The sequence below is a fragment of the Paenibacillus sp. FSL R7-0272 genome (assembly GCF_037969905.1).
GTDB lineage: Bacteria > Bacillota > Bacilli > Paenibacillales > Paenibacillaceae > Paenibacillus > Paenibacillus polysaccharolyticus.
Genome location: NZ_CP150221.1, coordinates 2,378,476 through 2,405,333, shown reverse-complemented (window position 1 = coordinate 2,405,333; position 26,858 = coordinate 2,378,476). Strand labels below are relative to the sequence as shown.

22 protein-coding genes are annotated in these 26,858 nt (G+C 45.6%); 4 read left to right on the top strand and 18 right to left on the bottom strand.

What is annotated here, in order from left to right:
• Nucleotides 1-64 precede the first annotated feature (64 nt).
• The 11 genes from MKY23_RS10675 to rpiA all read right to left on the bottom strand — a co-directional run bounded on the left by MKY23_RS10675 (nt 65) and on the right by rpiA (nt 11,365).
• A complete protein-coding gene (locus MKY23_RS10675) occupies nt 65-3,232 on the bottom strand; it encodes an MMPL family transporter (RefSeq protein ID WP_339837860.1) in 3,168 nt (1,055 codons plus the stop codon).
• Nucleotides 3,232-3,687, bottom strand: coding sequence for a MarR family transcriptional regulator (locus MKY23_RS10670; RefSeq protein WP_090923932.1), 456 nt, complete (start codon nt 3,685-3,687; stop codon nt 3,232-3,234). Before MKY23_RS10670 ends, MKY23_RS10675 begins: the two co-directional genes overlap by 1 nt.
• 210 nt (nt 3,688-3,897) lie before the next feature.
• The gene (locus MKY23_RS10665) at nt 3,898-4,335 is read right to left on the bottom strand and encodes a GNAT family N-acetyltransferase (protein WP_154886428.1); all 438 of its coding nucleotides are present in this window, start codon (nt 4,333-4,335) and stop codon (nt 3,898-3,900) included.
• A 23-nt stretch (nt 4,336-4,358) separates the two neighbouring features.
• Nucleotides 4,359-5,072, bottom strand: a complete 714-nt coding sequence (locus tag MKY23_RS10660) for a class I SAM-dependent methyltransferase (protein WP_339837852.1) — start codon at nt 5,070-5,072, stop codon at nt 4,359-4,361.
• A gap of 42 nt (nt 5,073-5,114) precedes the next feature.
• Nucleotides 5,115-5,363, bottom strand: coding sequence for a hypothetical protein (locus tag MKY23_RS10655; RefSeq protein ID WP_339837849.1), 249 nt, complete (start codon nt 5,361-5,363; stop codon nt 5,115-5,117).
• A gap of 112 nt (nt 5,364-5,475) precedes the next feature.
• On the bottom strand, nt 5,476-6,420 hold the full coding sequence (locus MKY23_RS10650; protein ID WP_339837846.1) for an alpha/beta hydrolase: 945 nt from the start codon (nt 6,418-6,420) through the stop codon (nt 5,476-5,478).
• A gap of 83 nt (nt 6,421-6,503) precedes the next feature.
• Nucleotides 6,504-8,267 carry an ATP-binding protein gene (locus MKY23_RS10645; protein ID WP_339837843.1) on the bottom strand — a complete coding sequence of 588 codons (1,764 nt, stop codon included), beginning with the start codon at nt 8,265-8,267 and terminating at the stop codon, nt 6,504-6,506.
• A gap of 15 nt (nt 8,268-8,282) precedes the next feature.
• Nucleotides 8,283-9,371 carry a cobalamin-dependent protein gene (locus MKY23_RS10640; protein ID WP_221789877.1) on the bottom strand — a complete coding sequence of 363 codons (1,089 nt, stop codon included), beginning with the start codon at nt 9,369-9,371 and terminating at the stop codon, nt 8,283-8,285.
• A 211-nt stretch (nt 9,372-9,582) separates the two neighbouring features.
• Nucleotides 9,583-10,044, bottom strand: a complete 462-nt coding sequence (locus tag MKY23_RS10635; RefSeq protein ID WP_123064387.1) for a MarR family transcriptional regulator — start codon at nt 10,042-10,044, stop codon at nt 9,583-9,585.
• A gap of 15 nt (nt 10,045-10,059) precedes the next feature.
• Nucleotides 10,060-10,659: a GNAT family protein gene (locus MKY23_RS10630; protein ID WP_339837838.1), complete on the bottom strand. Its 600-nt coding sequence runs from the start codon at nt 10,657-10,659 to the stop codon at nt 10,060-10,062.
• A gap of 34 nt (nt 10,660-10,693) precedes the next feature.
• The gene (rpiA, locus tag MKY23_RS10625) at nt 10,694-11,365 is read right to left on the bottom strand and encodes a ribose-5-phosphate isomerase RpiA (RefSeq protein WP_339837835.1); all 672 of its coding nucleotides are present in this window, start codon (nt 11,363-11,365) and stop codon (nt 10,694-10,696) included.
• A gap of 510 nt (nt 11,366-11,875) precedes the next feature.
• Between rpiA and MKY23_RS10620 the strand changes: the two genes are divergently transcribed.
• Together MKY23_RS10620 and MKY23_RS10615 are read left to right on the top strand one after the other, a co-directional pair.
• Nucleotides 11,876-13,621 carry a methyl-accepting chemotaxis protein gene (locus MKY23_RS10620; protein ID WP_090923961.1) on the top strand — a complete coding sequence of 582 codons (1,746 nt, stop codon included), beginning with the start codon at nt 11,876-11,878 and terminating at the stop codon, nt 13,619-13,621.
• A gap of 44 nt (nt 13,622-13,665) precedes the next feature.
• A complete protein-coding gene (locus tag MKY23_RS10615) occupies nt 13,666-17,370 on the top strand; it encodes an amino acid adenylation domain-containing protein (protein WP_339837832.1) in 3,705 nt (1,234 codons plus the stop codon).
• Nucleotides 17,371-17,527: 157 nt separating this feature from the next.
• Here the strand turns inward: MKY23_RS10615 and MKY23_RS10610 are convergent, their stop codons facing one another.
• The 3 genes from MKY23_RS10610 to MKY23_RS10600 all read right to left on the bottom strand — a co-directional run bounded on the left by MKY23_RS10610 (nt 17,528) and on the right by MKY23_RS10600 (nt 19,533).
• Nucleotides 17,528-18,148, bottom strand: coding sequence for a TraX family protein (locus MKY23_RS10610; RefSeq protein WP_339837829.1), 621 nt, complete (start codon nt 18,146-18,148; stop codon nt 17,528-17,530).
• 53 nt (nt 18,149-18,201) lie between these two features.
• Complete coding sequence (locus MKY23_RS10605) at nt 18,202-18,684, bottom strand: GNAT family N-acetyltransferase (protein WP_339837826.1); 483 nt, start codon at nt 18,682-18,684, stop codon at nt 18,202-18,204.
• A gap of 375 nt (nt 18,685-19,059) precedes the next feature.
• Nucleotides 19,060-19,533: an RbsD/FucU domain-containing protein gene (locus MKY23_RS10600; protein WP_339837823.1), complete on the bottom strand. Its 474-nt coding sequence runs from the start codon at nt 19,531-19,533 to the stop codon at nt 19,060-19,062.
• A gap of 210 nt (nt 19,534-19,743) precedes the next feature.
• On the opposite strand from MKY23_RS10600, the gene MKY23_RS10595 reads away from it, so the two are divergent.
• A complete protein-coding gene (locus tag MKY23_RS10595; RefSeq protein ID WP_090924425.1) occupies nt 19,744-20,166 on the top strand; it encodes a MarR family transcriptional regulator in 423 nt (140 codons plus the stop codon).
• 29 nt (nt 20,167-20,195) lie between these two features.
• Nucleotides 20,196-21,542, top strand: coding sequence for an MFS transporter (locus tag MKY23_RS10590; protein ID WP_339837820.1), 1,347 nt, complete (start codon nt 20,196-20,198; stop codon nt 21,540-21,542).
• A 216-nt stretch (nt 21,543-21,758) separates the two neighbouring features.
• On the opposite strand, the gene MKY23_RS10585 is transcribed toward MKY23_RS10590, so the two are convergent.
• The 4 genes from MKY23_RS10585 to yicI form a co-directional block, all read right to left on the bottom strand.
• Nucleotides 21,759-23,138, bottom strand: a complete 1,380-nt coding sequence (locus tag MKY23_RS10585) for an MFS transporter (protein WP_221789884.1) — start codon at nt 23,136-23,138, stop codon at nt 21,759-21,761.
• A gap of 95 nt (nt 23,139-23,233) precedes the next feature.
• A complete protein-coding gene (locus tag MKY23_RS10580; protein WP_339837816.1) occupies nt 23,234-23,968 on the bottom strand; it encodes an aminoglycoside phosphotransferase family protein in 735 nt (244 codons plus the stop codon).
• Nucleotides 23,952-24,311, bottom strand: coding sequence for a hypothetical protein (locus MKY23_RS10575; protein WP_339837815.1), 360 nt, complete (start codon nt 24,309-24,311; stop codon nt 23,952-23,954). The genes MKY23_RS10580 and MKY23_RS10575 overlap by 17 nt, the downstream gene beginning before the upstream one ends.
• A 117-nt stretch (nt 24,312-24,428) precedes the next feature.
• Nucleotides 24,429-26,747, bottom strand: coding sequence for an alpha-xylosidase (yicI, locus tag MKY23_RS10570; RefSeq protein WP_339837813.1), 2,319 nt, complete (start codon nt 26,745-26,747; stop codon nt 24,429-24,431).
• Nucleotides 26,748-26,858: the final 111 nt, after the last annotated feature.

The following is a 26,858-nucleotide window of genomic DNA, read 5'->3' as shown; positions in this document are numbered from 1 at the left end:
GAAAGCCCCGCCGCATCATGCGGCAGAGCCTCCCTTCCATATGAAATATCAACATCAATGATGATCACATACCAACGGTATGATTCGATTCGGAAGATTCCGACTGTTCCTTGTTACGGAACGGCCACCAATTCGCCCGCCCGAACATCTTCACCATTACAGGTACGAAGAATGGCAGGAATAACAGAGAATACAGAATCAGACCACTAAGCACAACGGTAGCGATTTGCATCATCGAGAGTACCCCAGACGGGTACATCGCCGCGAAAGTTCCACTTAGAATGACCGCCGCGGACAAGATGACGGTTCCCATGTTTTTCATCGCGTATAACATTGCATCCTGTACTCTCATTCCTTTGTTTTCGTTAAATCGATCCATAAGGAAAATGCTGTAATCAACGCCAAGCGCAATCAGCATAACGAATCCAAAGAATGGCGTAACCCAACTGATTCCGGCATAACCCATGATATTCACAAAGACCACTTCCGTAAGTGCCATCGATGTGAAGTACGCAAGCAGAAGTGAAATAATGAGATAAATCGGCATGATGACGGAACGGAGCAGGATTACCAAGATGATAAATGTTCCTGCGAGCATCAGCATAACGGTACGTGTGTAGTCTTTGTTCGAGATCGACTGCAAATCGGCAAACGTGCTGGTTACACCGCCTACGGCAACATCGGCTTTTTCAAGCGCACTGCCCTGAATTGCACGATGCACTGCCGCTTCGATATCCGGCACACGGTCAATCGCTTCTGTACCATACGGATTCTCTGCAAAAATAACATCCAGTGTCATCGTCTTGCGATCCTTGGACAGATACGTATCGAATACCTTTTTGAAGTCCTTGTTATTCAAGGCTTCTTCAGGAACGTACCAGCCTGCGAGATCGGAATCCGGTGAATTTTGCAGTTGTGTCAGATAATCCTGAGCGGAATCGAGACCGCCCGACACCTTCTTGATTCCATCAACACTTTGATTCAAGCCATCTGTCAATTGTGTTAATTGACCACTGAGATCCGAGAAGCCCTTCTGGATCTTCTCCTGCCCTCCCTGAAGCTGACCCAGACCATTCTGGATAGAAGGGATTTCTTTGATCACTTTACCCTGACCATCGGCAGCCTGTTTCAATCCTGTCTCCAGTTGACCTATACCTGCTACAATCTGACCCAGACCATCGGCCAAAGCCTTCTGTCCGGATGCTGCGGAAGCAAAACCTTCATTGGCTTGATTGATTCCAGCCGCAGCTGAACTCAGATTCGTCTGAATTTGGGAAAGTCCCTGCGCAAGCTGCGCAGTGCCTGAACCGGTTTGACCAATCGTGCCTTTGATGCGTTGATAGTCAGCATCTTGCTGCAACTCAGGGAAACGCTCTTCCAGAGCAGAGAAAGATGCTGTAAGACTCGTCAAAGCTGTTGAAACACCTGTCAATTGCCGCTCCAGTTCCTTCGTTCCATCGCCCAGCGCAGCAACACCTGCTCCTGCCTGACGGTAGGCTTGCAACAACTGATCATTCGCTTTGGCAAGCTGGTCTGCACTGGTTTTGGCTTGTTGAAGTCCGGCTTTGAGATCCCCTGCACCAGATGATCCATCCCGAATGCCTTTTTCAATACGCTTCAGTCCATCGCTTAGCTGTGTAATACCGGATTGCAGCTGGCTTGTTCCCTTGGTTAGCTGACCTGCTCCGTTTGCTGCCTCTTTAAGCTGTGGTTCATTTTTGCTCAATTCATTACTAGCTTTGCTAAGACCATCGCTGATTTTATCCAGACCTGTCTTGCCCTCGCCCAGACCATCCGATAGTGTACCTACCTGTTTTGTTACTTCAAAATCTTTGATCTCATCCCCCGTTGGACGTGTCATACTACGAACACCAGCAACACCGGGAACCTTCTCTACTTCGCGGCTGATCTTCTCTGCCACAGCCATATATTTGGCATTATCCATCGTTTCGTCATTCTGAATGACGATCTGACCCGGCAGGGATTCTCCTGGCCCGAAGCTATCTGAAATAATATTAAAAGCTTTGACCGAATCGTATTTGTCACCAATCTCATCCAGACTGTTGAATGATAATTTCCCGTCATATGTTGACAAAAGAGGCACCGTAACTGCGGCAACAATCAACAGAGCTGCCCACGGACGTTTAAGTGAGAATTTACCTGCTGCACCGTAGATTTTGCTCTCGGCATGTTCGAGCGATCCTTTGGATGGCCAGAATAACTTTCTGCCCAGCACAGCCATAAAGAACGGCACAATCGTCACGAGTGCCAGCATCATCACGGCAATCCCTACAGCGACAGCGACCGCAGAACGGTACAACATAAACTGGGCGAAACCGATGGCCACGAATCCAACCAGCACTGCCAGAGCAGAGAAAAATACTGTTTTACCTGCGGTGCGATATGTAGCTATAATGGCATCCCATGTGTTCTCATGGTGCGCAAGTTCTTCCTTGAACCGGCTGATCAATAGAATGCAGTAGTCTGTACCGATCCCGAACATGACTGCAACCATAAAGATCTGTGTGAACGTAGAGAGCGGGAAGTTAACCCCATCGACCAAGAACGCAACAATCTGTTGGGATACGATATAGCTGATTCCCACTGTCAGCAGCGGTACAAATGGTGCCACGAACGAGCGGAACACGAGGAACAGAATAAGCAAAATAAAGACAACCGTAATGTATTCCGATTTCTTGAGTCCTTCCTGAGAACTCTCAATCGTATCTTCATCAATTAACCCTTTACCTGTAATATAATGCTCCACATTTACTGATTCCAGCGCATCATTCAGATCGTTCCGCATTTCCTTTACCGTGCGGTCACCCATCTCAATGGAGAGTGAAGTCAGAATGGTTTTACCGTCCTTCGAGATCATTTTGTCTGACAGTTCCGGCTGTGAGAATGGTTCCAGAACAGACAGAATGCCGAGTTTTTGTTTATCGGCCTCAAGCAGTTTAACCGCCTTTTCTGCCTCTTGTTTACCTGTTGTGCCAAGACCATCTGGATTATAGAACACCAGTGCAATAGAAGTTCCTTTTTGTTCTCCATTTTGGGCTGCGGCTTCATTCAAAATTGCCGCTGCGTTTGTGGAAGAGTACCCCTCCGGCACGGAAAACTGTCCTTTTTCACGAATTAATTCGCTCATGTTTGGCGCGGTAAACATCAATACAGCTGCGGCGACAATCCACAGCCCCATGATCCACCAGCGTCCTTTTAATATCGCTCTCATTACTTCTCCAGCCCTTCTTCTTGTGTTAGTAACGCTGCAAGCTTCTCAAAAGATTCAATAAAGTTCTGGACCGCTTCTGGTGTAAAATGTTTCAAGTAAGGTTCAAGAACCTTCTGAATTTCCAGCTCAGTCTCCTTGTAAATCTGAAGACCAGCCTCGGTCAGAGTCAGATAGATAACACGACGATCACGTTCATCCCCTGCACGATGCACCAGATTCCGGTCAGCCAGCTTGTTGACCAGAGCCGTAATGCTACTCTTGCCCACACACAGGAGCTCCGCAAGATCCGACGGGGTGCAGGCAGGCTTTTCATGTATGAGGCGCAGTGCACAAAACTGATCCGTTGTGACCGTTTGCCCTACCTTTTCCCGTATCTGGGTATCAAACCGCTTGTTAACCAGGAAAGATGCATCCAGATAACGATTCACCAAACTTTTGGCATCTGGAATGTTCATATATTTTTCTCCTTTCAAAACTAGTTCACATAATGAACTATTCATCAATAAAACTATTCTATAATGAAACTATGTTGTGAAGCAATACTTTTTTCCTACTCCTTAAACAAAAAAACAGGACATCTGGCTCAGCACTTTTGCCAAGCCAAATATCCTATCTGATTTAATCGTATATGATTATACGCAAAACGTTTTAAAGCACATCCCTTGCTAAGCTTCCTGCTCATCGTCCTCTTTCTCAAGCACACAGCGGAATCTCTCCACGCCTGGATACAGTTCACCGAGACTATAAACGACAAATCCTGTGTTTCGGTAAAACTCCACCGCTTCCTGATCTGTCTCTGCGATCAAAGTATCCGGATTGTACTCTGCAAGAAGCTGTGAAATCATGCCCCGCCCATAATTTTTGAAACGGTTCTCGGGCAGAACTGCAATATGGCGAATGGTAATTTCGCTCGCTCCCGTATGTTCATAGCCAATTAGACCAACCAGCTGTTCTTCATCCTCATATCCCGTCAGAAACAGGTTACTTTGTGTCACATATTGCTGTACCGTTTCATTAACCTGATCCGGGTCTGGGAATACAGCGTAAGAGAGCAGCTCCTGTACCTCCGGCTCCTGCAGTCGTGGCTTCAAATTTTTCAACAAAACAATTCCTCCAATATAAGTACTTAGTCTTTCTGCACAGCAAACCGAAGCAACTCGCAACGAAACTCTGTCGGTTTATCATATTTCTCTTCTTGGATCGTCTGGGTTACATGCTCCTTAAACAGAATATTCCAGCCCTCGTAGGCTTGTTCCAGTAAAGCCATGACTTCGGATGTCGGCAGGTTCAATTCAATCAATGGCTCAATCTGACGGCCTGTCTGGATTTCTTTTTCCTCCACACTGGTACTCATCGTAATACAATGGATACCTCCGAGCCGGGTTCCCTCTTTTAATCGTTCCACTGTTTCAAGAAAAGCCTCTTTGCTAGATGTGTGTTCGAGACAGGAACAGGCCGCAATAAAGTCAAAAGCTTTCGGTTGAATCCGGTAATGCTCAACATCTGCTTTTTCGGCCTGAACGATGTGACCCACCTCATACTGTTTCGCATACTTGCGAAGTCCGTCTACCGCTTCATCCAACAGATCCACGCCAATAACCTCGCTGTTTGTATCTGCCAGACGTTGTGCAATCGGAATCGTATGTCTGCCCACACCACATCCCAGGTCAAGTACACGTAATTCCTGTTTATGAACAAGCAAACGTTCCAACATCTCCATCACCATAGGCATGGGTCTGGACATCCATGTTCCGTCTTCAAACAATTCATTGTTTTTATAAAAGTTAGAATGATATCCCGCTTCGGCTTGACGAGCAGCCTCAAATTGTTCTTCCCGCATTCAGTTACCTCCTGCAATGGATTTAGACCTTTACAGTAACGTTCACCTAAAAAAGAAGAAAAGAATCATATAAATTACTATCATAATTAAACTGGCCGTGACAAGTATTTTCCCCGCATCCCGTTTACTGGCATAGTCATTAAACAACAGTATTCCACCAATGGTCATTGCAATGGGCGCAAAAAACAACGTAATGATCACGAGCAGCACCATAGAATAACGATCCAATGTCGATTCTTCATACTCCGACATATATGGCTGATCTGGCTTGGCCGTTTTGGTCGTTACCATATTGCCGCACGACTTACATTTGAATTCATCTTCTCTCATAGGTTGATGACAATACGAGCATTCTCTTGAAAAACGTGGCATATCTATCTCCCTCCATTGGTGAACCGTTATCTCAAAGTGGCATATGTTTCTGCAAAAAAGCTCCCAGCACCGCTTTATATTTGTCGCGATCAACCTGAAAGGCCGTTCCGTGACCTGCACGAGGAATCGTCAGCAGTTCCTTCTCTGCCTTACAGGCTTCGTACAAGCGATATACCATTTCCGTTGGCACAAACGTGTCCGCCTCACCATGGATGAACAGGACCGGTACGTTAACTTTGGCGAGTTGCTTCAGTGCAGATGCTTCTTTAAATGAGTATCCGGCTTTCCATTTTGTAATCAAACTGGTCACCGGAATGAATGGAAAGGGTGGTAGCTTGTACAACTGCTTCAACTGGAACGTCAATTCCTCCTCAACCGATGTATAGGCACAGTCCGATACAATGGCTCTGACCTGATCAGGCAGCTCTTCCCCGCCTGTCATCAGCACAGTCGCACCTCCCATCGATATGCCATGCAGAATAATATCTGTATTTAGTCCTGCATGTCCCAGCACCCATCCGATCCACTGAACATAATCTTTCCGATCTAACCAACCAAATCCGATGACCTCTCCTTCACTCTGACCATGTCCGCGATCATCCGGCATTAATACGTGATAACCCAGGGTTTCAGCGTAAAATCGGGCGAAGCCCGCCATTTCTCTGCCTTTCCCCGAGTAGCCATGAGCCAGTATAACTGTCTTTGCAGACTTATTCTTTGAAGGAAGCCAGATGCCAGAGAGTCTCAATCCATCTTGAGACTGGATGGTCACGGTCTTGGTATCCTGAGCATCAAGCCATTGTAAATCAGCAACAGTACTGATCAGTTCATCTTCCACTTCCGTTTTAAGATTCGGATTATCCGCCAAAAATGTTTTCGGCGTACGCCGAATCGCTGTCTTGAAGAAATAAAGTCCTCCAACCCACAGCAGAGCTATTATGATGATAATGAGAGCCGCCAGCCCGTAAAATATCATGTAAAAAATCCTCCATTTCAGTCTATGAGTTAAAGCGACTCCATATTTAAATCAATTATAATGCCGTCATAACCTAGCATGCTTCAACTTTTATTAGCCTGCTGCAGCGCTCCGCAAGCGGCCTGGTACGCGGGAAGTAGCTTATCAAGCAGTGGTTCTGCTTGATGGGTTAGTTCCTGTTTCGCGTATTTCTCAATCTGGCTGAACAACGTTGAGAGATAACTAATTCCGAGGCTTAGACTTCCTGATTTCAAGTCATGGGCAGTCTCGGCCGCCGCCTTATGATCGGCTGAAACAACATGTCTGCGCAAGTCCTCAATTTTACCTGGCGTTTCCGCCCGGTACATCTCCAGCAACATACTGAGCAACGTTTGGCTCCCATCCGTATTTAATTCAGCAATCTCACGGACAACGTCCATATTCAGAATCTGTACAGGTTTCGATGCCGAGTGCCACTTCCGAATGGTCGTATCGAGCACCTCTAAGGTAAATGGCTTACCGATAAAGTCATTCATTCCAGCCTCATAACACTTGTCCTTCTCACTTTGCATTACATTGCCTGTCATTGCAATAATCGGCGTCGATGGACGCATCTCATCCTGCTCTATTGCACGGATCTGGCGTGTTGCTTCAATCCCGTCCATAACGGGCATCATACTATCCATCAAAATCAAACTGTATGTTTTATCACGAAACGCATTTACAGCCTCTTCCCCACTGGATACACATTCGAGTTTAGTAAAACCCAGCTTTTTGAGTTGCAGTTGAACAAGCTGACGGTTAATAACATTATCATCAGCCAGTAGAATGGGCAAGGTGCGAGCATCTTGCTCAGGTGCATCCTTAGAGCTGTTCTTCGTTGCATCACCAACATCGTTTTTGGCATCATTTGCAAGATCCGAAGTTTCGTCAGCTACCGTTAACTGGGCACTCTCTTTGCTTTCCACCAAGTGTAGCCCAAGTTCAAGCTCAAACCAGAAAGTGGAACCTTCCCCTTCCTTACTCCTGATTCCGATCTCTCCGTCCATTAATTGAACAAGTGACTTGCAGATCGATAAACCAAGACCTGTACCCTCATACTCTTTCGAACGTCCCTGCTCTGTCTGCATATAGGGTTCGAACAAACTTATCTGATCTTCTTCTGAAATACCAATTCCCCTATCATGCACCTCGAAGCGTACAAGCTGAGTGCGTGCCTGCTGCCTTACAAGCTTAACTTCCACCTTAACAGATCCATCGGTAGTGAATTTGTTTGCGTTCTGAATCAGGTTAATCAATATTTGTGTAATTCGGGTGGAATCTCCTTCAAGCACGGCGGCGACTTCTGGGTCACAATCCATGATCATGCGATTTCTTTTCTTATCAATCTGGGGCTTAAGCAGACGCAAGATGTAATCCATAATCTCTTGGAGCTTTACCTCTCCTTGTTCAAGACGCAATTGACCTGCTTCAAGCTTGGAAAAATCCAGAAGATCCTGAATTAATTTGAGCAAAAGCTTGGCTGCCTCCTGGATAACAATTACTGAATCCTTCTGCTCCTCCGATAAAGGCGATAACGCTAACAACTCAGCCATCCCCAATATTCCGTTTAACGGTGTCCGAAAGTCGTGGCTGATGACCGCCATAAAAGCACTTTTGGATTCGTCAGATGCTACAGCCTTCTGACGTGCTGACTCAAGACCCGCATTGTTCTTGGAAAGTTGCCGCTGAAGCGTCACAAGCTCATTATTCATATCAGAAAATGCTGAAAGAGTGCGTTCCTCTTGCTCCTTGCTTCGAATCAGTTGGTCAGATAACTGCTCAATCGTTTTACGCAGTCTCTGTATCTCTTCATTGTCACTCGGCATCCCTTCATCCCTTTCCTATTCACTTGCCGTACTTACATTGTCAAGCGACACCGGATGATTAAGCAGACGCTCAGCGATAGCAACAGCCTCTTCTGCTCCAGGTGCATAACCATCAGCACCGACTGTTCGCCATAATTCTTTGTCTATATTAAACGGATAACCGCCAACCATCACTTTGACATGAGCCGTTTCTGCATGGTTGCGAATACGTTCAATCAACTCTTTAGCCAGATGAAGATGATAAGTCATCGTCACCGAAATTGCTATTACATCACTCTCATGTCGCTTGATTGCTTCCACAATGCTTCCATTTGGAACATTGGCTCCAAGATAATACGTATCCCAGCCTTCCATTTCGAATACATCTGTAAGCATGCGTAACCCAATCTCGTGCTGTTCACTCCCCACACAGGCTGCAACCAGTTTTTTTCCCTTATTCGGTCCAATCAGCCATCTGGAGTACAAACGAGAAATAAATGATTGTGTTGCTGCTGTGCAAAAGTGTTCCTGACCAACACTAATCTGGCCCCGTTGCCACAACCGGCCGATCTCGTATTGAACAGGCTGAAAAATGTAGCGATACATATCGCGGATCGTTGCACCATCATTCAGTTCTGACTCTACAATTTCGAAAGCTTCCTTGCGTTTATTATCTAGTAAATGTTGCAAATACGTCTTTGCTTCGAGCCCGTAGGGCATGGATGCATGAATAAAGCTGGCCTGGGTATCCATATGCTTCATTACATCGATCCCCATCTCCAGATATTCCAACAGAAACTCACGGTGAGGTTGTTCGATTTCTTCATTTAACGCCTCTTTAATCAACTGAAGATTCATTTCCAGATCTTCCGTAGATACCTGATAGCCGGCAAGCAGAACTTTTAACCACGATATATAGTGAGTGAACAAACCGGGACTTTTCACAAGCACACTTTCTGCCAGATAGCTCAGACTGTACTGTGAGTCCTGCTTGGTTCTTATTTTTCCAATTGGACCGAAACGTTCCATTAAGTCGGGCTGCAACCGATACTGCATTTCGGTTATTTTCTCAGCCAAGATTTCTGCATCTTGAAGTAAACGTTCTCCGGCCTCCCGATGACTCATCGACGCATTCCTCCTTTGCCCTGCATCCTGTGCCGCATAAATCTATATCATGTATATCATTCCGTTTAGGAAACTCTACTAATCTAGTATACATGAAGAGTTCTATATCATTTCGATGATATAAAACAATCTTCCTATATTATGTAGCTATACGCAAGCCATATAGCCAGTATCCGAGGTATGTTGAAGACACAAAAAAAACGGATCCACGTTATATACGCAGGTCCGTTTTGCCTTCTGCAGCAAGCCCTAGTTTCTTCAGTAGGCGTATCGCCTCAACTTTTTCGGATGGTTCAAGCCCCTCCAGAATGTCAATAATGACTTGATGATGCTGTGGAAATATTTGCGTGAATAACTGTTTACCTTCTTCCGTCAATTCCGCATATATAACCCGGCGATCCTCCTTGGAGGGACGCCGAAAAAGCAAATTCTTGTTTTGTAACTTGTCAACAACATACGTAATATTGCCACTAGACATCAATACTTTTTCACCGATCTTTTGCAAAGCCTGTGGTCCTTTATGATATAACAAGTCAAGTACTCCGAATTCTGTGGAATTGAGTCCATGGCTTTGGATGTCCCGATTGGAACGTGATGTCACTGAATTGTATGCGCGAATAAGAACCACAAACAATTGCAATGACAACTCCCGGTTATCCTCCGTTTTCAGCATTTCTATAATCCTCCATCAGTTATATACATTTCCGTCCGTTTCACCGGATAACTTCTGCTCCCACTCCTCGCGGAGCATGCCCATCCGAATTGAATCATAGTACTCTCCAAGAACGAGCCGGCACTTCCGCATCCGCCCCTCGATTTGCAGTCCGATCTTTGTTGCAGCCTGCATCATTCGCTCATTACCAGACCACGTAGTCAGTCCAACCCTCACGATGGGCAGATTTCCAAATAAATGACCTGACCACATATAAAGTGAACGTGTACCGATCCCCCTCCCCCATCGAGAAGGTTTGTAGATGATAATTCCCATCTCAAGCCACATCGATAACGGATCTTCAATATAATAACTGATCATTCCAACGATTTCTCCGTCTGCCTCAATGATTCGAAGGGATGCTGGCCGCCCTGCTTTTTGATCTGCTTCCAACCGTGCAAGTGTATGCTGCACAAAACGCTCGTATGGCTCATGCTCCAGCGGATAATAAGGTGCATCCCACTTTTTCCATTCGGGATTGTCATCCTTATAAATCAGCTCATATAGTTCAGTAAGGTCATCTTGCTCCACGATTCGAAGAACAAGCTCATCATCTCTAAGGGAAAATTCTCTCATTCTAGATCATGACACCAACTTTCCGTCAAATTCGTTACGGACGGTGAAGTTCGTCGATACTGCCGTCTTCTTTGGCAATGATCACAACGTCCGCCATCTTCACAAATAGTCCATTATCCACGACACCTGGTAACATATTCAGTTGTACGTTAAGCTCGGAAGCATCGGCAATGGACCCCAGATGGCAGTCTGCAATCAGATTTCCGTTATCCGTAAGGTATTGTTTTTGCCCATCCATCCGCCACTCCGGCTGACATCCCATGTTTTCAAGCGCCTGAAAAGTCCATTCCGATGCAAAGGGTACAACCTCGACCGGTAAAGGGAATTTCCCCAGTTTTTGTACAGACTTGCTACCGTCAGCAACAATGATCAGCTTATCGCTATTTGCTGCCACTATTTTTTCACGCAATAGAGCTCCTCCACCGCCTTTGATCAGGTTAAAATCTGGATCCACTTCATCCGCCCCATCAATCGTCAGATCTAGTCGTCCAATCTGGTCAAAAGGAATAATCGGAATACCCCATTCTCGTGCCAGCTTGTCTGAAGCCTCTGAGGTAGCTACTGCCTGAATGTTCAGACCTTCCCGAACCCGCTCCCCAATTCGACATATCGCATAATATGCGGTTGAGCCTGTGCCCAAACCAACTTTCATTCCATCTTCAACGAACGCTGCCGCATGTTCTGCTGCAATCTGCTTCAGATTCATTATTTAACCCCCGCCTGCTCATTAATTTGTATAAACCATTATGTAGTTATTATAGATAAAACCTCATCCGATGTATATCCAAGCTTCCTGAACAGATTAAGATCGGCTTTCTGATGATAAATGGTGTAATTTTTCCCGCTATGTTATAGAATACAGAATGAAACTAAAAAATGGCAATTTTTAAAAATAAACAGTACTAATTACCTATAAAAAGAAAGATATGTCCATAAATACGTAAAATATTAAAAAAGTTTTAACAAAACTATTCAAATTAACGACATTTTACACGACATAATAGATATAGGTGTGTTTTAATAATTAGACACACTGGTTTCAAAAGGTACATAAGTCTTGCATAGTGACTAAGAAAACCAAGACCATTGTCGCACTTTCCCTTTAGAAGGAGATGACAGAATGAAGTAACTTTTTGCTCCAAAAGCGCATCTTACAGATTTTTAATTTACAGAAGATCAGGAGTGGAGTTTAGTGAAATCATTGAGTTGGAAAAACATGTCGTTTTTCTCTAAAAACCTATTGCTCTCATTTACCAACATCATCATTATTGGCGTGGCTCTGATTGCAAGCAGTTATTACTTCCAAAGAACGATTCTGGTTGATCAACTGCATGGACAAGTAGCGCAGATTACGAAAAAGTGGGCTCAAGATATCAATGCGGCAGATGTACAAACTGCAATTACAGAGCGCAGCTACGAAGGTACTGCTCAGACGAAACTAAGAGCTTATTTCGACGAAATGCAAAAATATTATCCTAACATTGCACAAGCCTATATCTTCGGTGTGGAGCTTGGCGGCGACAACAAACGGTTAACTTCCCTTGTTGCGATGCCAACAAACCTGAGAGAGGCTTTTCAGAGCGACAATGTAAATATTGGCGATATGTACGAACAACCTGTCGTTGTAGCCAATGCTCTGAAAGAGATGCTAAATACCGATCGTCCAACGTTCACCACCTTTTATTCCGATGACTTCGGAACCTGGACGACCATTGCTTATCCGATCAAAGACAGCAACGGCAAAATTTTCGCATACTTCGCTGTGGATGCGGATGCCAGCGCAGTTCCAAAAGGTCTGAATTCCTTGTTATTAAATGGAGTTATTATTCTGGTAGCGTTCTTGCTTCTGTTCCTCATTATTCAATATCTTGTCGTGAAAAATACCCTCTCTCCGATTCGTCATCTGATCAAAGGCATCGATGAAGTCAGCAGAGGTAATCTGGATGTCAACATCCCGACAGGAAAAGACGATCTGGGACTTGTAAACGAAAAATTCAATGTCATGGTACGCCGTATCAACGACACGATCGTTAAAGTGCAAATGACTTCCCAGGAAGTAAACCAGTCTGCGAAGGAACTCTATGAAGTCTCTGAGCGCAACAGTGAAAATGCAGACTCCATTAACAATAACGTTACTCATATTAGTACAAACATCCGTTCACAAGAACAGGCTACCCGTGATAGTGCACGCGCAATGTCCGAGATGGCTACCGTAATCCAGACCATTGCGAGTAGTTCCGCAAGTGTTGCGGACGAAGCCTATGAGATGGAGCGTCGTTCACAACAAGGTAATACTGTAGTTCGTCAGGTATCCGAGCAAATGAACCTGATTACGCAATCTGTGAAAAATACAGCTTCAGCGATCGAAGTGCTGGAGAGCCGTTCACAGGAAATCGGTGATATTCTGAACATAATCTCGGGGATCTCAAGCCAAACTAATTTGCTTGCTCTTAATGCATCCATTGAGGCGGCTCGTGTAGGTGAAGAAGGAAGAGGTTTTGCGGTAGTTGCTGGCGAAGTACGTAAGCTCGCCGAACAGTCCGAACAGGCAACCAGTCAGGTTGGCGTATTGATTCAAGAGATTCAGGCCGGTATTAAACAAGCTGTACAAGCCATGGAACAAGGTACTTCTGAAGTAGATACAGGTCTCTCCGTAGCGGATCAAACCGGTCAATTATTTGATGAAATCCTGGAAGCAGCGAAAAAGGTATCCCACCAAATCCAGGAAGTTTCAAGTGCAACCCAGGAAATTTCAGCAGGCACAGAAGAGATGACCGCAACAGCGGATGACTTGTCTGCAAGTGTAAGCAAGACAGCTGATAGCAGTGAAAAGATCTCTGTATCTGTAGACGAGCAAAAGGCTTCTCTGATTACGTTGGTAGACTCCTCTACTCGACTCAACGATATGTCTGAAGAACTACAGGAATTGATTTCTCATTTCAATGTAAGCAAACAGCAATAAAAAAAATAACTAACACTCGGTTTCAACCAAGGAGGATACCTGAAGTGATTGAAAACCAATCTTTCTCCCACTCCGTGGAATCTGGCTTGCCTGTTCTTCAGATTCCATTGGATTATGGACGTCGCCAGCAAACATTCTCTTATGAGTCTACTCATATTACATTGAAAGCGTCATTGAGTCGTGAACTTAATCAGAAGTTTGGGGAACAGATGGTGTACCCTGCATTCCTTTCAGCTTATGCAGCCTTGTTATTCCGATTGTCTGCTGAAGAGGAGCTCGCGATTGGAGTACTTGCTCCGGATCAGGCAGCTTCTTATCTTTCATTAGAGCTTCAGGGCAAGACAACTTTCAGCGAATTATTCGAACAGATTACACGGCAACTTCAGATTCCTTATACACAACAAACCGGAGGATATCCTGAGACACTGTTTATGCTAAACAGTGTCCAGTTGCCTCAGGCACCTCAGGTGATGAATTGGAACGTGCGTTATGATCAGAACGAGATGATTCTCGATCTGTTTTATGACCGTTCGTTGTTACAAGAATCAACGATATTGCGATATGCGGAGTATTTTCAAACATTACTTCTCGCTCTCTTGCGTGATGATCACAAAGCAATCGGTGCAGTAGACATACTGACTGCTTCAGACCGATTGCTCTATCGGGAAATGAATGACACCGCGGTACTTGAGCCAGCGCATCCGACCATCCATGGCTGGTTTGAAGCGGTCGCTGCGGCATACCCGAATTCTCAGGCGATTACCTCACTTTCAGCGAGTTATACGTACCGGGAATTAAATGAACGCGCGAATCAGGTTGCTCGCGTGTTAATATCCAACGGATTAAAGCAAGGTGAATTTGTAAGTATTTTTATGGATCGCAGCCTGGATACGATTATCTCGTTGCTCGGTGTTCTTAAAGCAGGCGGTGCCTACGTGCCGATTGATCCCGAACATCCGCAAGAACGGAACAGTTACATTGTCGAAGATACGGCTTCTCCGTTTGTACTGACAACAGAAGCCTCGTTCGATCAAGCTAAAGCATTGTTTTCGGGCATTTCTACGGTACGTCACATTCTTTCCGTGGACGGACGACTTGCAGGATTTGCTGCCAGCAATCCGAACCTGGATATCAAACCTGATGATCTCGCTTACGTCATCTATACTTCAGGCTCTACTGGCAGACCGAAAGGTGCACTGATCGCTCACCGGGGTGTCACCAATCTGGGTAGTGTTGTACAGCGTGACTGCGACATTCAACCTGGCGATGTATTAACGCAGTTTGCCACATACAGCTTCGATGCATCCGTATGGGATACGATCGGTGCTCTGTTCTATGGAGCCGAGCTTTATCTGTTATCGGCGGAAGAACGAGTATCTATTGAAGAGTTTGCAAGTGCAATCCAAAGAACAGGGACGACCATTATTACGATATTGCCAACGATTTTCTTTAATCAACTGGCCTCTTATCTGTCAGATGAAGGCTTTCATAAACTGGAAAAAGTGCGTATCATCACCGTAGCTGGGGAAGCTCTCTACGGGGAGCAGGTTCGGGCTTTCCAACGGAAATTTGGCAATCAGATTGACATCGTTAATGTATATGGACCAACAGAATGCACCGTGGCCACCACGACACACCGGATTAGTGAACAGGTCCCGGGACACGTTGTTAATATTCCGATTGGCAGACCTATTCATAATTACAAAGTATACATTGTCAACGAAGAACACCAGCTATGCCCTGTAGGCGTACCAGGCGAAGTGTATATCGCAACTCCTGCACTTGCCAAAGGGTACTTGAACCTGCCGGAGCGCACAGAGCAATCCTTTATTGATAATCCGTTTGCGATTGGTGAGAAAATCTACAAGTCCGGTGATATTGCCAAAATGCTGGATACCGGATTACTGGAATATGTGGGACGCAGTGACTCTCAGCTGAAAATTCGGGGTCATCGAATCGAAATCGGTGAAATCGAAGATCATCTGGCCAGACTGGAACAGATCCAGGATGTTGCCGTTATTGCAAAGAAGGAAGCGGACGGCCAAAACATGCTCGTGGGTTACTTTACGTCCAAAGATGGAAGCACCCTTTCCGTAACGGATATCAAAGCAACACTTTCAGAGAAACTTCCATCGTACTTCGTACCCAAATGGATTTGCCAGCTGGATGAGATGCCTATTGCCCCAACAGGAAAAATCAACCGTAAGGCCATGGTGTCCATGCCACATGCTGAACGTCATACCGATCAGCCAGACCGCGTGATGCCTGAGACAGAAACGGAATCTATACTCTTCCATGCTTGGAAGGAGATTTTACAACACGAAGAATTTGGTGTCGAAGACAGTTTCTTCAGTATTGGTGGCGACTCCCTGCGAGTCATCCATGTACTGGTTCTTCTGAAACCACATTATCCGCAGCTGAAAATCGCTGATTTCTTTGCAGAAAAAACAATTCGTGCTCTTGCTCGCCGAGCCATACTTTTAACGGAGCAACGTGAACCAGCGAAACGGACAACCACTGCAAATGGGATCATCACGCAGCTTTCCGAACATCCGGTGGAACTGTCTCCACAGCTTGGATATCCGAACATTCTTCAGCCTGAGCATGTGCTATTGACGGGTGCAACCGGTTATCTGGGCTCACATGTACTGCAACAGTTAATTGTGACGTCTTCGGCACGGATCTACGCGCTTGTTCGTCGCCCAAGCGATGGCACGACAGCAATGGCACGTTTAAGCAAAGTGATGCAGGGTTATTTCGGCAAACAACTTGCTGACCAGCTTGAAGATCGTGTTGTGATCGTTGAGGGGAATTTGGAGGAAAAGAACCTGGGTCTTGCCGCTGAGCAACAATCGTTGCTTGAATCAAGGATTGACCGTATCATTCACTGCGCGGCTGATGTTCGTCATTTCGGGGAGGCGGCGCAGTTCGCTAAAACCAATGTCGAGGGCACAGTTGCTCTGTTAGACCTGATACGTAACAAAAAAGGGGCTTCGTTCCATCACATATCAACGATGGGCATACCCGAAGACCTGGCCCTCAGTGGACAATGGGAATCGACATTGCAATATGACCGTTTCCCGGAAGATTTACATGTGGACAACGTTTACTCCGACAGTAAGCTCGAAGCGGAGAAAGTACTCATGACCGCCGCAGAAGAAGGCGTGCCAGTCAGTATCTACCGTGCAGGCAACCTGACATGTGATTCTCGTACGGGTCGTTTTCAGACCAATATCGATAGCAATGCGATCTACCGCATGATCAAAGCAATGTTATTGCTGGGCAAAGCCCCTGCCGCGGACTGGCTGATGGACTTTACCCCGATCAACTATGCCAGCGAAGCAATCGTACATCTGGCCTTACGTCAGGATACGGCTGGACGCGTGTTCCACATCTGTAATCCGGAGCCGATCCGGTATGATGCCTTAGTAGAAGCCGTGAAGCGTGCAGGTTACGATGTCGAAACGATGCCGTTTGAAGACTATCAACACTGGCTGTTTGATACAACTATTGCCAAAGAGCCAGAAGCTCTTCAACTTGCGATCGCTCAGTTGGAAGGTGACGGAGCGAAGGATTCAGCATATGCGTATGCATCACCGGTAACAACGGCTTATGTCGAATCAGCAGGAATCTTCTGCGCCAAGACCGATGAGCGATTCATTCATACCATGCTGGGCTATGCGGTTCAGATCGGTTATTTCCCAGCAGCAATTCGTCCGAATTATGGTACAACAACGGTTGCAGATTAAACGATATGTTGGATAACGATATCAATAGAAATTAATAAACAAAAGCCACTTTATCGTGTTACGGCGATAAGTGGCTTTTTTGCATGAAGATGAGTCAAAAATGACTAGCCCGTCATCATAACGTTCCCCTTTATACGCTACCTTTGCATCACAAAAACTATAGCCAGCGGATTACTGCAATGATAGCAAGATGAGCCGGATAGAAATAACGCCAGATCCACCGGGGTCCTTTCAAACGGAAACCTGACTGGTAGTACTGTGCAATAGCAATCCCCATCGTTGCCAGTATGCTGTACATCTGCAGAAAACTATGGTGCAGCATCAGGTAAAGGGCATTTAATATAACATGTGCCATAACCAGCACTGGCCCTTTGAAATAACGGAATAACAGCACGAGAAGCAGGCCATACATACCATAATCCATATGTGACCATTCCATTAACCATCCCGCCCCGATCGCAATCGGGATACTAATCAGCTTCGAAGGAAGCTTATCTAGGGCCAGCAGAACAAGCAGTGCCGACCACAGGGTCCAGACCACATTTAATGAAAAATGATTAAAAGCAGCCATAAACGGAACCTGGGAAATTACTGCAATCCAGAATAACCGCCATATGTATTTCTGAACATTACGTGTATGCTTGTAGCCGATAAATACGGCAAAGGCATAGATTGGAAAAGCGATACGACCGATGATTCTCAGTTCAACCACATGTGGAAAAAACACAGCTCCGATATGATCTATCAACATCGTAATCATCGCAATCCACTGCATCATATCTGGTTATCCCTCCTCATCCCGACAATACCAGATGATCTATAACATTTTAATCAGGATTCATGTTCACGCTCGACGTTACATTCATAATACATGAAGCTTTGATCCTGTGTATATCCTTCGGATTCATATAATGCTTGTGCCTGCCGATTGCTGATCGCCGTAGAAAGTGCAATACGAAGAATCTGCTGTTTCTTCGCTTGCTTCATCACGGCCTGCATCAGCTTTCGGGCTATCCCCTGCTGCCGATATGTTGAATCCACGAACAGGTCATTCAGAATCCAGATCGGTCCCATCGAGACAGAACTATAACTCGGATAAATCTGTACCAACCCCATGGCGGTATCAGCCACCTTTGATTCTTCGGTACACGCAGCAATGAAAACCATCGATTCTTGCTTACTCATTCGTTCTTTAATGAAAAAGGTCGCTGCCTCCAGATCCGAATGTTGACCATAAAATATGCGGTACTCATTAAAAAGCCTCGATACTTCCGAAATATCATTTAAAGTCGCTTGTCTAATTTTAATTGTCATTCCCTTTGTATTTTCCACGTACTTTTCCCCCTCTTTCACTTCATTTATTTGCTTACGATACATCCATCGAATCAAATCTTCCTTAAGTTCATTGTAAAAGAAATCATACCTTTCCCCCATTCATCAACAGGAGTAAAGTTTGCATTTATGTCCCCTTTCCCGAAAACATGCCAGGCATAAAGTATATTTCTACCCAATTGTTGCACACTATAGTGATCGTTGTTCACTGACAAATACGGTAACCATTGCTTGAAGTGGCTGCACGAACCGAATTCGGATCAGACTTGATCAGCAGATCGTAAGCGGAATGATCAGGCAAACGTAAAGAAACGACGAAAGCCTCGCCAGCTCCGTCGCCCTAAACGCATATGGATTTTAATAGGTTTCTGAATTCAGCCGCTCTTGAACCTGTCCTGGTTCAGGGAAAATAACTCCCTTTTTTAAAATGAGGTTTGCATACTGAGCACGTTCACCCGTTGCAACAATGACATAAGCTTTGGCGGCACGATCATAAAAATCAAAACGATCCTCGTATTCAAGTGCTTCGCTCATATCCTCGTATTCCTCGATTAACCGCCGATAATCTTCCCAGATGATCGGAATGACCGGATCACCTTTAACCACCTGCATGACAGCGGCTGGTCGCTCTACATAGGTGTCTAGCGGAAATAGCTGTAATATAGCTTCCAATAGCTGCACAGTGCCTATGCCATCACAACGTACTAAACGTTCAGCATGACTGGCAGCAGGGAAGTTCGCATCCGTTAGCACAAGTTCATCCCCATGTCCCATTTCGGACATCAATTTAAGTAACTCTGGCGGAAGAATCGCAGGAATATTTTTCAGCATTATTAAACGCTCCTTACATAACAAATTTTTTATTACTTTGGAAGCCGTTTCATCCCTATTCTAGCAGGATTTTTAACGTTTTGCATCGATGTGCTCCGCTCCTGCGGCACTACCATTTCCTTTGACAAAATTACTTGTTCCACATATAGTTGTTATAACAACTATATGAATTTTAGAGACATTTTCTACGGAAGCGAGGTTCATCAATTCATGGATTATTCTTTGGAGCAGTCCGTCGGATTTATGCTCGGACTCACCCACCGCAAAACATCTGCCCTTCTAGCGGCACAATTTAAACCCTACGATATTACCACAGAGCAATTTTCTGTGCTTTTTAATGTGGTACGTAAGGAAGGCGTTAATCAGAAAGAAATGGCAGGGTTTGTGTTCAAAGACCAGCCCACCACCGCACGGATTATCGATTTACTGGAGAAAAAAGGCTGGGTCGAGCGCCGCACGAGCGACCAGGACCGTAGAGCCTATCTGCTGTATCCTACCAAAGATGGCAAAGCATTAATTGATGTGCTTGTTCCAATCGAAAGAGAAATGAATAAAAAACTTGCTGAAGGTATACCGGAAGACCAGATGGAAGCATTTAAACATACTCTTTCCCTCATTAATCACAATCTGTAACTATTACAACTCAGGGGGAATGTTTCACCATGAAAGAACAATCTGCACCTGTCCGATTATGGACGACCGATTTTATTTTGCTCATGCTGTGTAATTTTCTATTATTTCTGCAGCTACACATGATCGTTTCACCATTACCTTCCTATGTACAGGATCGATTCCATGCCAATGCATTTCAAGTCAGCCTGTTCACCTGCCTGTTTGCATTAAGTGCCATCGTAGCACGACTCTTTTCTGCGAAAGCGCTTGAGAAAGGTTTTCGTAATGCGATGATCTATATTGGCTTGTCTGTAGCCCTGCTTGCTACGCTTGGCTATTATTTTGCTGCGGGTATCGCTGTTCTGCTTTTGCTCCGTATGGTGTTTGGGGTTGGATTCGGACTAAGCAGCACTGCATTTCCGACCATGGCATCTGATATTGTACCCGTCAAACGAATGGGCGAAGGCATGGGTTACTTTGGATTGTCCACCAGTCTGGCGATGTCCATGGGGCCGATTATCGGTGTCACTTTGCTACAAGGAGCTGGGTTTGTCACCCTTATGCTCAGTACAGCCGGAGTGATTGCTGTGATCTATCCACTCAGTTACAGCCTGACACGTAAAAAAATAGCCAAGAAAAAGACTATGCAGGCTATTTCGATGCAACCGTCACATCAAGAGCAAGCTACTCGCGATGTTGCATCTGTTTCAGGAGCAAAACCGGGTTCTAAAGAAAAGGCTCCGTTTAACCGAAAACTGATCCTTCCAAGTGTGCTGAACGGTTTGCTGTCTATTACCTACGGCGGATTGGTTGGATTTATCGTTTTGTATGGCAAAGAAGCGCATCTCGCTAACCCAGCGCTGTTCTTCCTGTTTAATGCACTGGCTGTTCTACTCGTCAGACCGTTCGCAGGTCGAATTTACGACAGTAAGGGTCCTAAAGCTTTATTGATTCCTGGGGCAATATGTATCGCACTTGGACTTGTCACGCTTTCCTGGGCAACGACGATGCCCATCTTGTTTGTCGCTGCTTTTATCTATGGTATTGGTTATGGCTCTATGCAATCATCCATACAGACCTGGATGATTCAAGTCGTCGCCCCTGCTCAAAGGGGGATGGCGAACGGGATGTTTTTGAACACACTTGATTTTGGTATTGCTACGGGTGCACTTTTGCTTGGCGCTATCGCTTCCTTGACAAGTTATACGGAAATGTACCGCTACTCTGTTTTATTTATGGCATTGTTCCTGCTGATCTATCTGATTCAGGGTAAACGAAGTGGCAGTTTCCAGATCGAAACGCATCCGCTGTTATCCCATACACATATCACGGCAACGGATAGCGCTGCTTCACATGATACGAATGATGTGCAAGTAGCACCTGATAAAAGAAACTAATAGATAATTACGTTTTCCTTCATAATATGTATTTACTGAGGTTCTTACCTTAACATGGGTGTTCATAAAAATATCCACACTGACAATATCACCTGTGACGTTGTCAGTACAAAAAACGCGTTTACATCTGGCAAGCAGCTACGCTGCTTTCTGAGACGTAAACGCGTTTTCAGGTTCAGGTTTCCCTTTAACGTAAGGGAGCATTCCATCCACCCATCAGTAAGGACTTTTTTTGCGGCGCAGTGGCGAAGGTCTGTATCCTTGGTCGGTTTCACTTTCTTGCACACGCCTTTTGCGTAGCTTATCTTGACCGTCTTGCTTCTCTTTATAACCGTGCTTGTCTTCTTCGTCCTGCTTCTCCTGATCATCTTGCTTCTCATCACTGCCAGAAGTAGGCTCACCTCTCTTCTCTGGTTTAACCGCCAGCAATGTGAGCAGACCTCCGACAGCACCTGACGCAGCCAGAATGCCAAAAAGCAAAAAATGGTGGGAACCAATCAACAAAGAAACAACGGGTGGACCGAGCGATACGCCGATAAAACGCATGCTACTGAACAGGGCTGTAATGGTACCACGTTGCTTTTTGTCTACACCTTCTGTAATCAACGTGTCGAGGCATGGCAGTGCAGCACCAATACCCGCACTCCCTAGGGTGAACAATCCCACCACAACGTAAATATTATCGAACATGCCGATGATCCCCAGCGATACCGTTACCAAAGCTAGTCCGGCAAAACCGAGCCATTTCATGCGTGATTTATTTTTACCAATCCACTTGCCTGCCAAAAACGAAGCCAGACATAACGATGCCAGAGGGATGGCCAAAACCAGTCCTTTGACTACACCTTTGAGCGCAAACTCACTCTCCAGCGTCTCAGAAAGATAATATAGGACGCCAAAAATAAGAAACATACAAATTCCACCGATCGCAAACAAAGCGTACAACCAGCGTCCCTTTACTTTGAGAACGTCACGGATAGAAGCAACAAATTCCGAAAATGTAGGCGGTTTTTCCTTCCTCTTCGGTGTTTTCACCAAAAATACTACGAGCACAAGTGAAATGAGGCATAGTACTGGAATCGCTAAAAAAGGCGAATACCACAACCACACCGCCAGCGCAGCACCTAGAATCGGACTAAGCACTTTGCCAAAGGTGTTTGAAGTTTCAATAATACCCAGACTTTTGCTAACCTCATCTTCATTCTTGAACATATCTCCAACAAGAGGGATGACAATCGGAAATGCGCCTGCTGCACCCACTCCCTGCAAAAACCTTCCCCCAAGAATCGTCCAATAGGCGATATTACCGCTCATGAACCATGCGGCAATCCCGGCCACAGCACCTCCAGCTGCTGCAATGACAAGACTGGGAATAATCACGGCTTTCCTGCCGAATCGATCCGATAAATATCCTGCCAATGGAATGAGCAAGATGGCCACTACAGCATATACCGTTATTAGCATACTGACCTTGAATGAAGATACCTTCAATTCCCGTTCAATCTGTGGCAAAATCGGTATAAGCATGGAGTTCCCCAGTGTCATAATAACAGGGATGGAAGCAAGTGCGACAAGGTCCCACTTTTTATCAGACATACCCTAACCACCTTCGCAGATTCTACACACAACAGCGTTATTGTTGGTTAATCCGGGGGTGATTATTCAACATATGTCAAAATGGATAGGTTCCATTAGCGGAATTGTTCGATCTTCCACTTTTCCAACAAATCCAACGTACGCTCCTCAAATATTCGGCCATCTTCCGGTTGGTCTACCTGATGCTGATGAACGTAAGCGTTAAAGTATGAGGATAATAGACGATACGCAAGCCGGCGTGCTTGCCCTTCTGGTGAGGATTCAAGGGAACGGCCGTAACCTGCGTGAAATGCGGCAGAATCCGTGTTGAGGATGGCCTCGTATTCCCGATCGGCGAACATCGAGCGATCTCCATCAATAACAGCGGCAATGCTCATTCCCCCTTGTTTACCGTGCACAAGCACATTTGCTGCCCATAGGTCATTATGGACAAGCACAGGTTGTTTAATTTGATCAAAAAGAGCTTTATTTTGCTTGAAGATTGCCGTAATTTTTTCGCCTATGCCAGGCATAAACCCTACTAGGGCCGCTTTTTTGCTTGTTTCATCAGCGATAGCTATCAACACCTCAGACCAGTGCTCCGATCCGCGAATCGTGCCATCCGCCTGAGGCCAACCGAATAATGCTCCTTCGATCCGATGCATGGTGGCTGTGTACATGCCTAATTGGGTATACAAATGATTTTTGTCTTTCTCTTCGATAGACGCATCATCAAGCTGCACGCTTGGGATAAACGCCATAAACATATAGGTTCGCGGAACATCCTGAGCGCTGTCATCACAAGCCAGTACTTCCGGTGCAGGAATACCTGCCTTACGGGTAATGCTCATAGACGACAGGTTCCGAGGCCATCATTGTGCGTTCAAATGAAAATAACGGATCACGCTCGGTTAGTTGCTCACCCTTTTCGTTTGCCAGTTGCAGTGGTTGTATACCCTCCGGTGCAAGGCGCAAAATGACGTCCGTAATCGCCGTATGCTCCAGTTGGATGCGATACGTCGTGTTAAACAAACCACCCTGCAGCAGTCCGTACTGTTTTACGACAACGTGATCTCCAAAATGTCGATGTACCAGTGCATGCAAAACTTCTGCTGATATTGGGCTATGTAAGCCCGAATGTTGGTGCTGGTTCTGATTCGGATGCTGTTGGTTGTCTGAGTGTTGGTGTGCCATATTGTATTGCCTCCCACTTTCCGTTCTCTCCTTGAAGGAACTATCCATTTATTTCGTATAAATAAACAAACAGACGGCGCCTTCAGGCACCGTCCCTTTATGGTCTATTCTAACATGTTACAGCTCAATTGTAAGTTGGCTTGCACCTGCTGATGCCGTTACGATGATGCCTTGCTCGCCAGCTTCTTGTGATCCGCCATCCACGTTGGATACGGAATCAATGCCCCGAAGCACGATTTTCCATGGCTTGCCTGCACCTTCAGCACGAACTTCCAGCTTCGAACCGTTACGTGTGGCGGTCACTTGCAACTCACGCTCAGCACTTTGATTTACAACAACCGCTTGCGCTGTCTGCCCATCAGCAAGTTCAAACAAATGCAATGATACGTTGTCCGCAAAATCGTAATCCGGCTTGCTGTCTATCGCACCTACCGCGATCAAACTGTTCGGTCTGATCATCATTGGCAGTGTTTTGAAGTCATGATTTTCACTGATCCAGCACCCACCTTGAACTTTTACCCCTGTCAGATAATTGGTCCATGTACCTTCTGGCAGGTAATAACGAACGTTACCTTCTTTGTTGAAGATCGGTGCAACCAGGATAGAATCTCCGAACATGTACTGTAAGTCAAGTGTCGCACAAGTCGGATCATCTGGATATTCCAGCACCATCGCCCGCATCATTGGCAATCCCTGTACAGAGGACTCTACCGCGGAATTAAACAGGTACGGCATCAGACTAAGCTTCAGCTTCGTAAAGTCACGCACAACATCGACAGCCTCTTCATCGAACAACCAAGGCACACGATACGATTCGTTACCGTGCAGGCGGCTGTGTGAAGAGAGTAACCCGAACTGTACCCAACGTTTGTATACATCAGGCTCGGCTGTCGCTTCAAAACCGCTGATGTCATGGCTCCAGAAGCCAAACCCGGAAAGACCGAGCGACAATCCACCGCGCAGTGATTCTGCCATGGACGAATAGTTGGACGAGCAATCGCCACCCCAGTGTACGGGGAATTGTTGACCACCTACGGTTGCTGAGCGGGCAAACAGAGCGGCTTCGTTTTTACCCAGGTTTTCTTCAAGCACATCAAATACCGCTTTGTTGTACAGGAAAGTGTAGTAGTTGTGCATTTTCACCGGATCGGAACCGTCATAATACACAACATCGGTCGGAATTCTTTCGCCAAAGTCGGTCTTGAAGCAGTCCACGCCCTGGTCAATCAAACCTTTCAACTTGTCTTTGTACCATGCAGTCGCCTCAGGATTGGTGAAATCTACAAGGCCCATGCCCGCCTGCCATTTATCCCACTGCCATACACTGCCATCGGCTGTCTTGACAAGATAACCTTTTTCCATACCTTCATCGAACAGAATGGATTTCTCGGCAATATACGGGTTAATCCACGCACAGATTTTGAGTCCCTTGTCCTTCAACCGTCTCAACATGCCTTCCGGATCAGGGAACATATCTTTGTCCCATTCAAAATCACACCATTGATATTCCTTCATCCAGAAGCAGTCGAAGTGGAATACGGATAGTGGCAGATCACGATCAGCCATGCCATCGACAAAATGATTAACGGTCGCTTCATCATAATCTGTCGTAAAAGATGTCGTCAGCCACAAACCAAATGTCCATGCCGGCGGCAGAGCCGGTTTACCTGTGAGCTTAGTGTAGTTATCCAGCACCTCTTTCGGATTAGCACCGCCGATAATGAAATATTCCAGCGTCTCACCCTGAACACTGAACTGCACTTTCGATACATTCTCGGAAGCGATCTCGTAGGATACCTTCTCAGGATGATTGACGAATACACCGTATCCTTTGTTCGACAGATAAAACGGAATGTTCTTGTACGCCTGTTCACTGCTTGTACCGCCATCCTCATTCCAGATATCCACAACCTGGCCATTTTTCACAAACGGGGTGAATCGTTCACCAAGGCCATAGACATACTCGCCCACACCAAGCTCCAGTTGTTCCCGGAAGAACGTACCTTCTGATGCTGACTCAATGTACGCTGGGCCTCTCCAGCCGCTTCCTGTTAGACGTTTTTCATTATAGTGGAAGCCGATGTCCCAGCCTTTTGTTTTGTTCACGGTTACACGAAGATTCCCGCTTTTCAGTTCTGCACCGTTCTCATCCTGCGCAATTTGCACATCGGTATTCAGCGTGTTCAGTGCAAACTCGGGACCTGGATTAACTTTGCCCTTATGGTGGTTCAATTGCACACGAATAACATCAGGCATTGGGGAGCTGTAGGTTGCTTTGAGCAACGTTCCGTTCAGTGTATCGCCTTTGCGCTCAATGCGTTTCGTTGCTGCATATACAGTAAAGGAATCACCCTTTTGTACAATATCTCGAATATCCGCCGGATTTTGAACATGATATCCATCACGGATCTGCCAGTAGCCATCGGTAAATTTCATCTTGGATTACCTCCTTCGGTTATACTATAATGATATTGATATTAATGAAGATTTTCTTCTTGTATTTTGATCATTTATATCAGTATTTTGATATTTCAAACGTAATTCTGA

What these genes read in the sequence shown, in the direction of transcription:
- MKY23_RS10610 (WP_339837829.1), bottom strand. Translation starts at nt 18,148, where the DNA reads ATGATGCAGTGGATTGCGATGATTACGATGTTGATAGATCATATCGGA.
- MKY23_RS10660 (WP_339837852.1), bottom strand. Translation starts at nt 5,072, where the DNA reads ATGCGGGAAGAACAATTTGAGGCTGCTCGTCAAGCCGAAGCGGGATAT.
- MKY23_RS10645 (WP_339837843.1), bottom strand. Translation starts at nt 8,267, where the DNA reads ATGCCGAGTGACAATGAAGAGATACAGAGACTGCGTAAAACGATTGAG.
- yicI (WP_339837813.1), bottom strand. Translation starts at nt 26,747, where the DNA reads ATGAAATTTACCGATGGCTACTGGCAGATCCGTGATGGATATCATGTT.
- MKY23_RS10675 (WP_339837860.1), bottom strand. Translation starts at nt 3,232, where the DNA reads ATGAGAGCGATATTAAAAGGACGCTGGTGGATCATGGGGCTGTGGATT.
- MKY23_RS10595 (WP_090924425.1), top strand. Translation starts at nt 19,744, where the DNA reads ATGGATTATTCTTTGGAGCAGTCCGTCGGATTTATGCTCGGACTCACC.
- MKY23_RS10620 (WP_090923961.1), top strand. Translation starts at nt 11,876, where the DNA reads ATGTCGTTTTTCTCTAAAAACCTATTGCTCTCATTTACCAACATCATC.
- MKY23_RS10640 (WP_221789877.1), bottom strand. Translation starts at nt 9,371, where the DNA reads ATGAGTCATCGGGAGGCCGGAGAACGTTTACTTCAAGATGCAGAAATC.
- MKY23_RS10575 (WP_339837815.1), bottom strand. Translation starts at nt 24,311, where the DNA reads ATGGCACACCAACACTCAGACAACCAACAGCATCCGAATCAGAACCAG.
- MKY23_RS10580 (WP_339837816.1), bottom strand. Translation starts at nt 23,968, where the DNA reads ATGAGCATTACCCGTAAGGCAGGTATTCCTGCACCGGAAGTACTGGCT.
- MKY23_RS10630 (WP_339837838.1), bottom strand. Translation starts at nt 10,659, where the DNA reads ATGAGAGAATTTTCCCTTAGAGATGATGAGCTTGTTCTTCGAATCGTG.
- MKY23_RS10650 (WP_339837846.1), bottom strand. Translation starts at nt 6,420, where the DNA reads ATGATATTTTACGGGCTGGCGGCTCTCATTATCATCATAATAGCTCTG.
- rpiA (WP_339837835.1), bottom strand. Translation starts at nt 11,365, where the DNA reads ATGAATCTGAAGCAGATTGCAGCAGAACATGCGGCAGCGTTCGTTGAA.
- MKY23_RS10585 (WP_221789884.1), bottom strand. Translation starts at nt 23,138, where the DNA reads ATGTCTGATAAAAAGTGGGACCTTGTCGCACTTGCTTCCATCCCTGTT.
- MKY23_RS10670 (WP_090923932.1), bottom strand. Translation starts at nt 3,687, where the DNA reads ATGAACATTCCAGATGCCAAAAGTTTGGTGAATCGTTATCTGGATGCA.
- MKY23_RS10605 (WP_339837826.1), bottom strand. Translation starts at nt 18,684, where the DNA reads ATGACAATTAAAATTAGACAAGCGACTTTAAATGATATTTCGGAAGTA.
- MKY23_RS10600 (WP_339837823.1), bottom strand. Translation starts at nt 19,533, where the DNA reads ATGCTGAAAAATATTCCTGCGATTCTTCCGCCAGAGTTACTTAAATTG.
- MKY23_RS10655 (WP_339837849.1), bottom strand. Translation starts at nt 5,363, where the DNA reads ATGGTAACGACCAAAACGGCCAAGCCAGATCAGCCATATATGTCGGAG.
- MKY23_RS10590 (WP_339837820.1), top strand. Translation starts at nt 20,196, where the DNA reads ATGAAAGAACAATCTGCACCTGTCCGATTATGGACGACCGATTTTATT.
- MKY23_RS10635 (WP_123064387.1), bottom strand. Translation starts at nt 10,044, where the DNA reads ATGCTGAAAACGGAGGATAACCGGGAGTTGTCATTGCAATTGTTTGTG.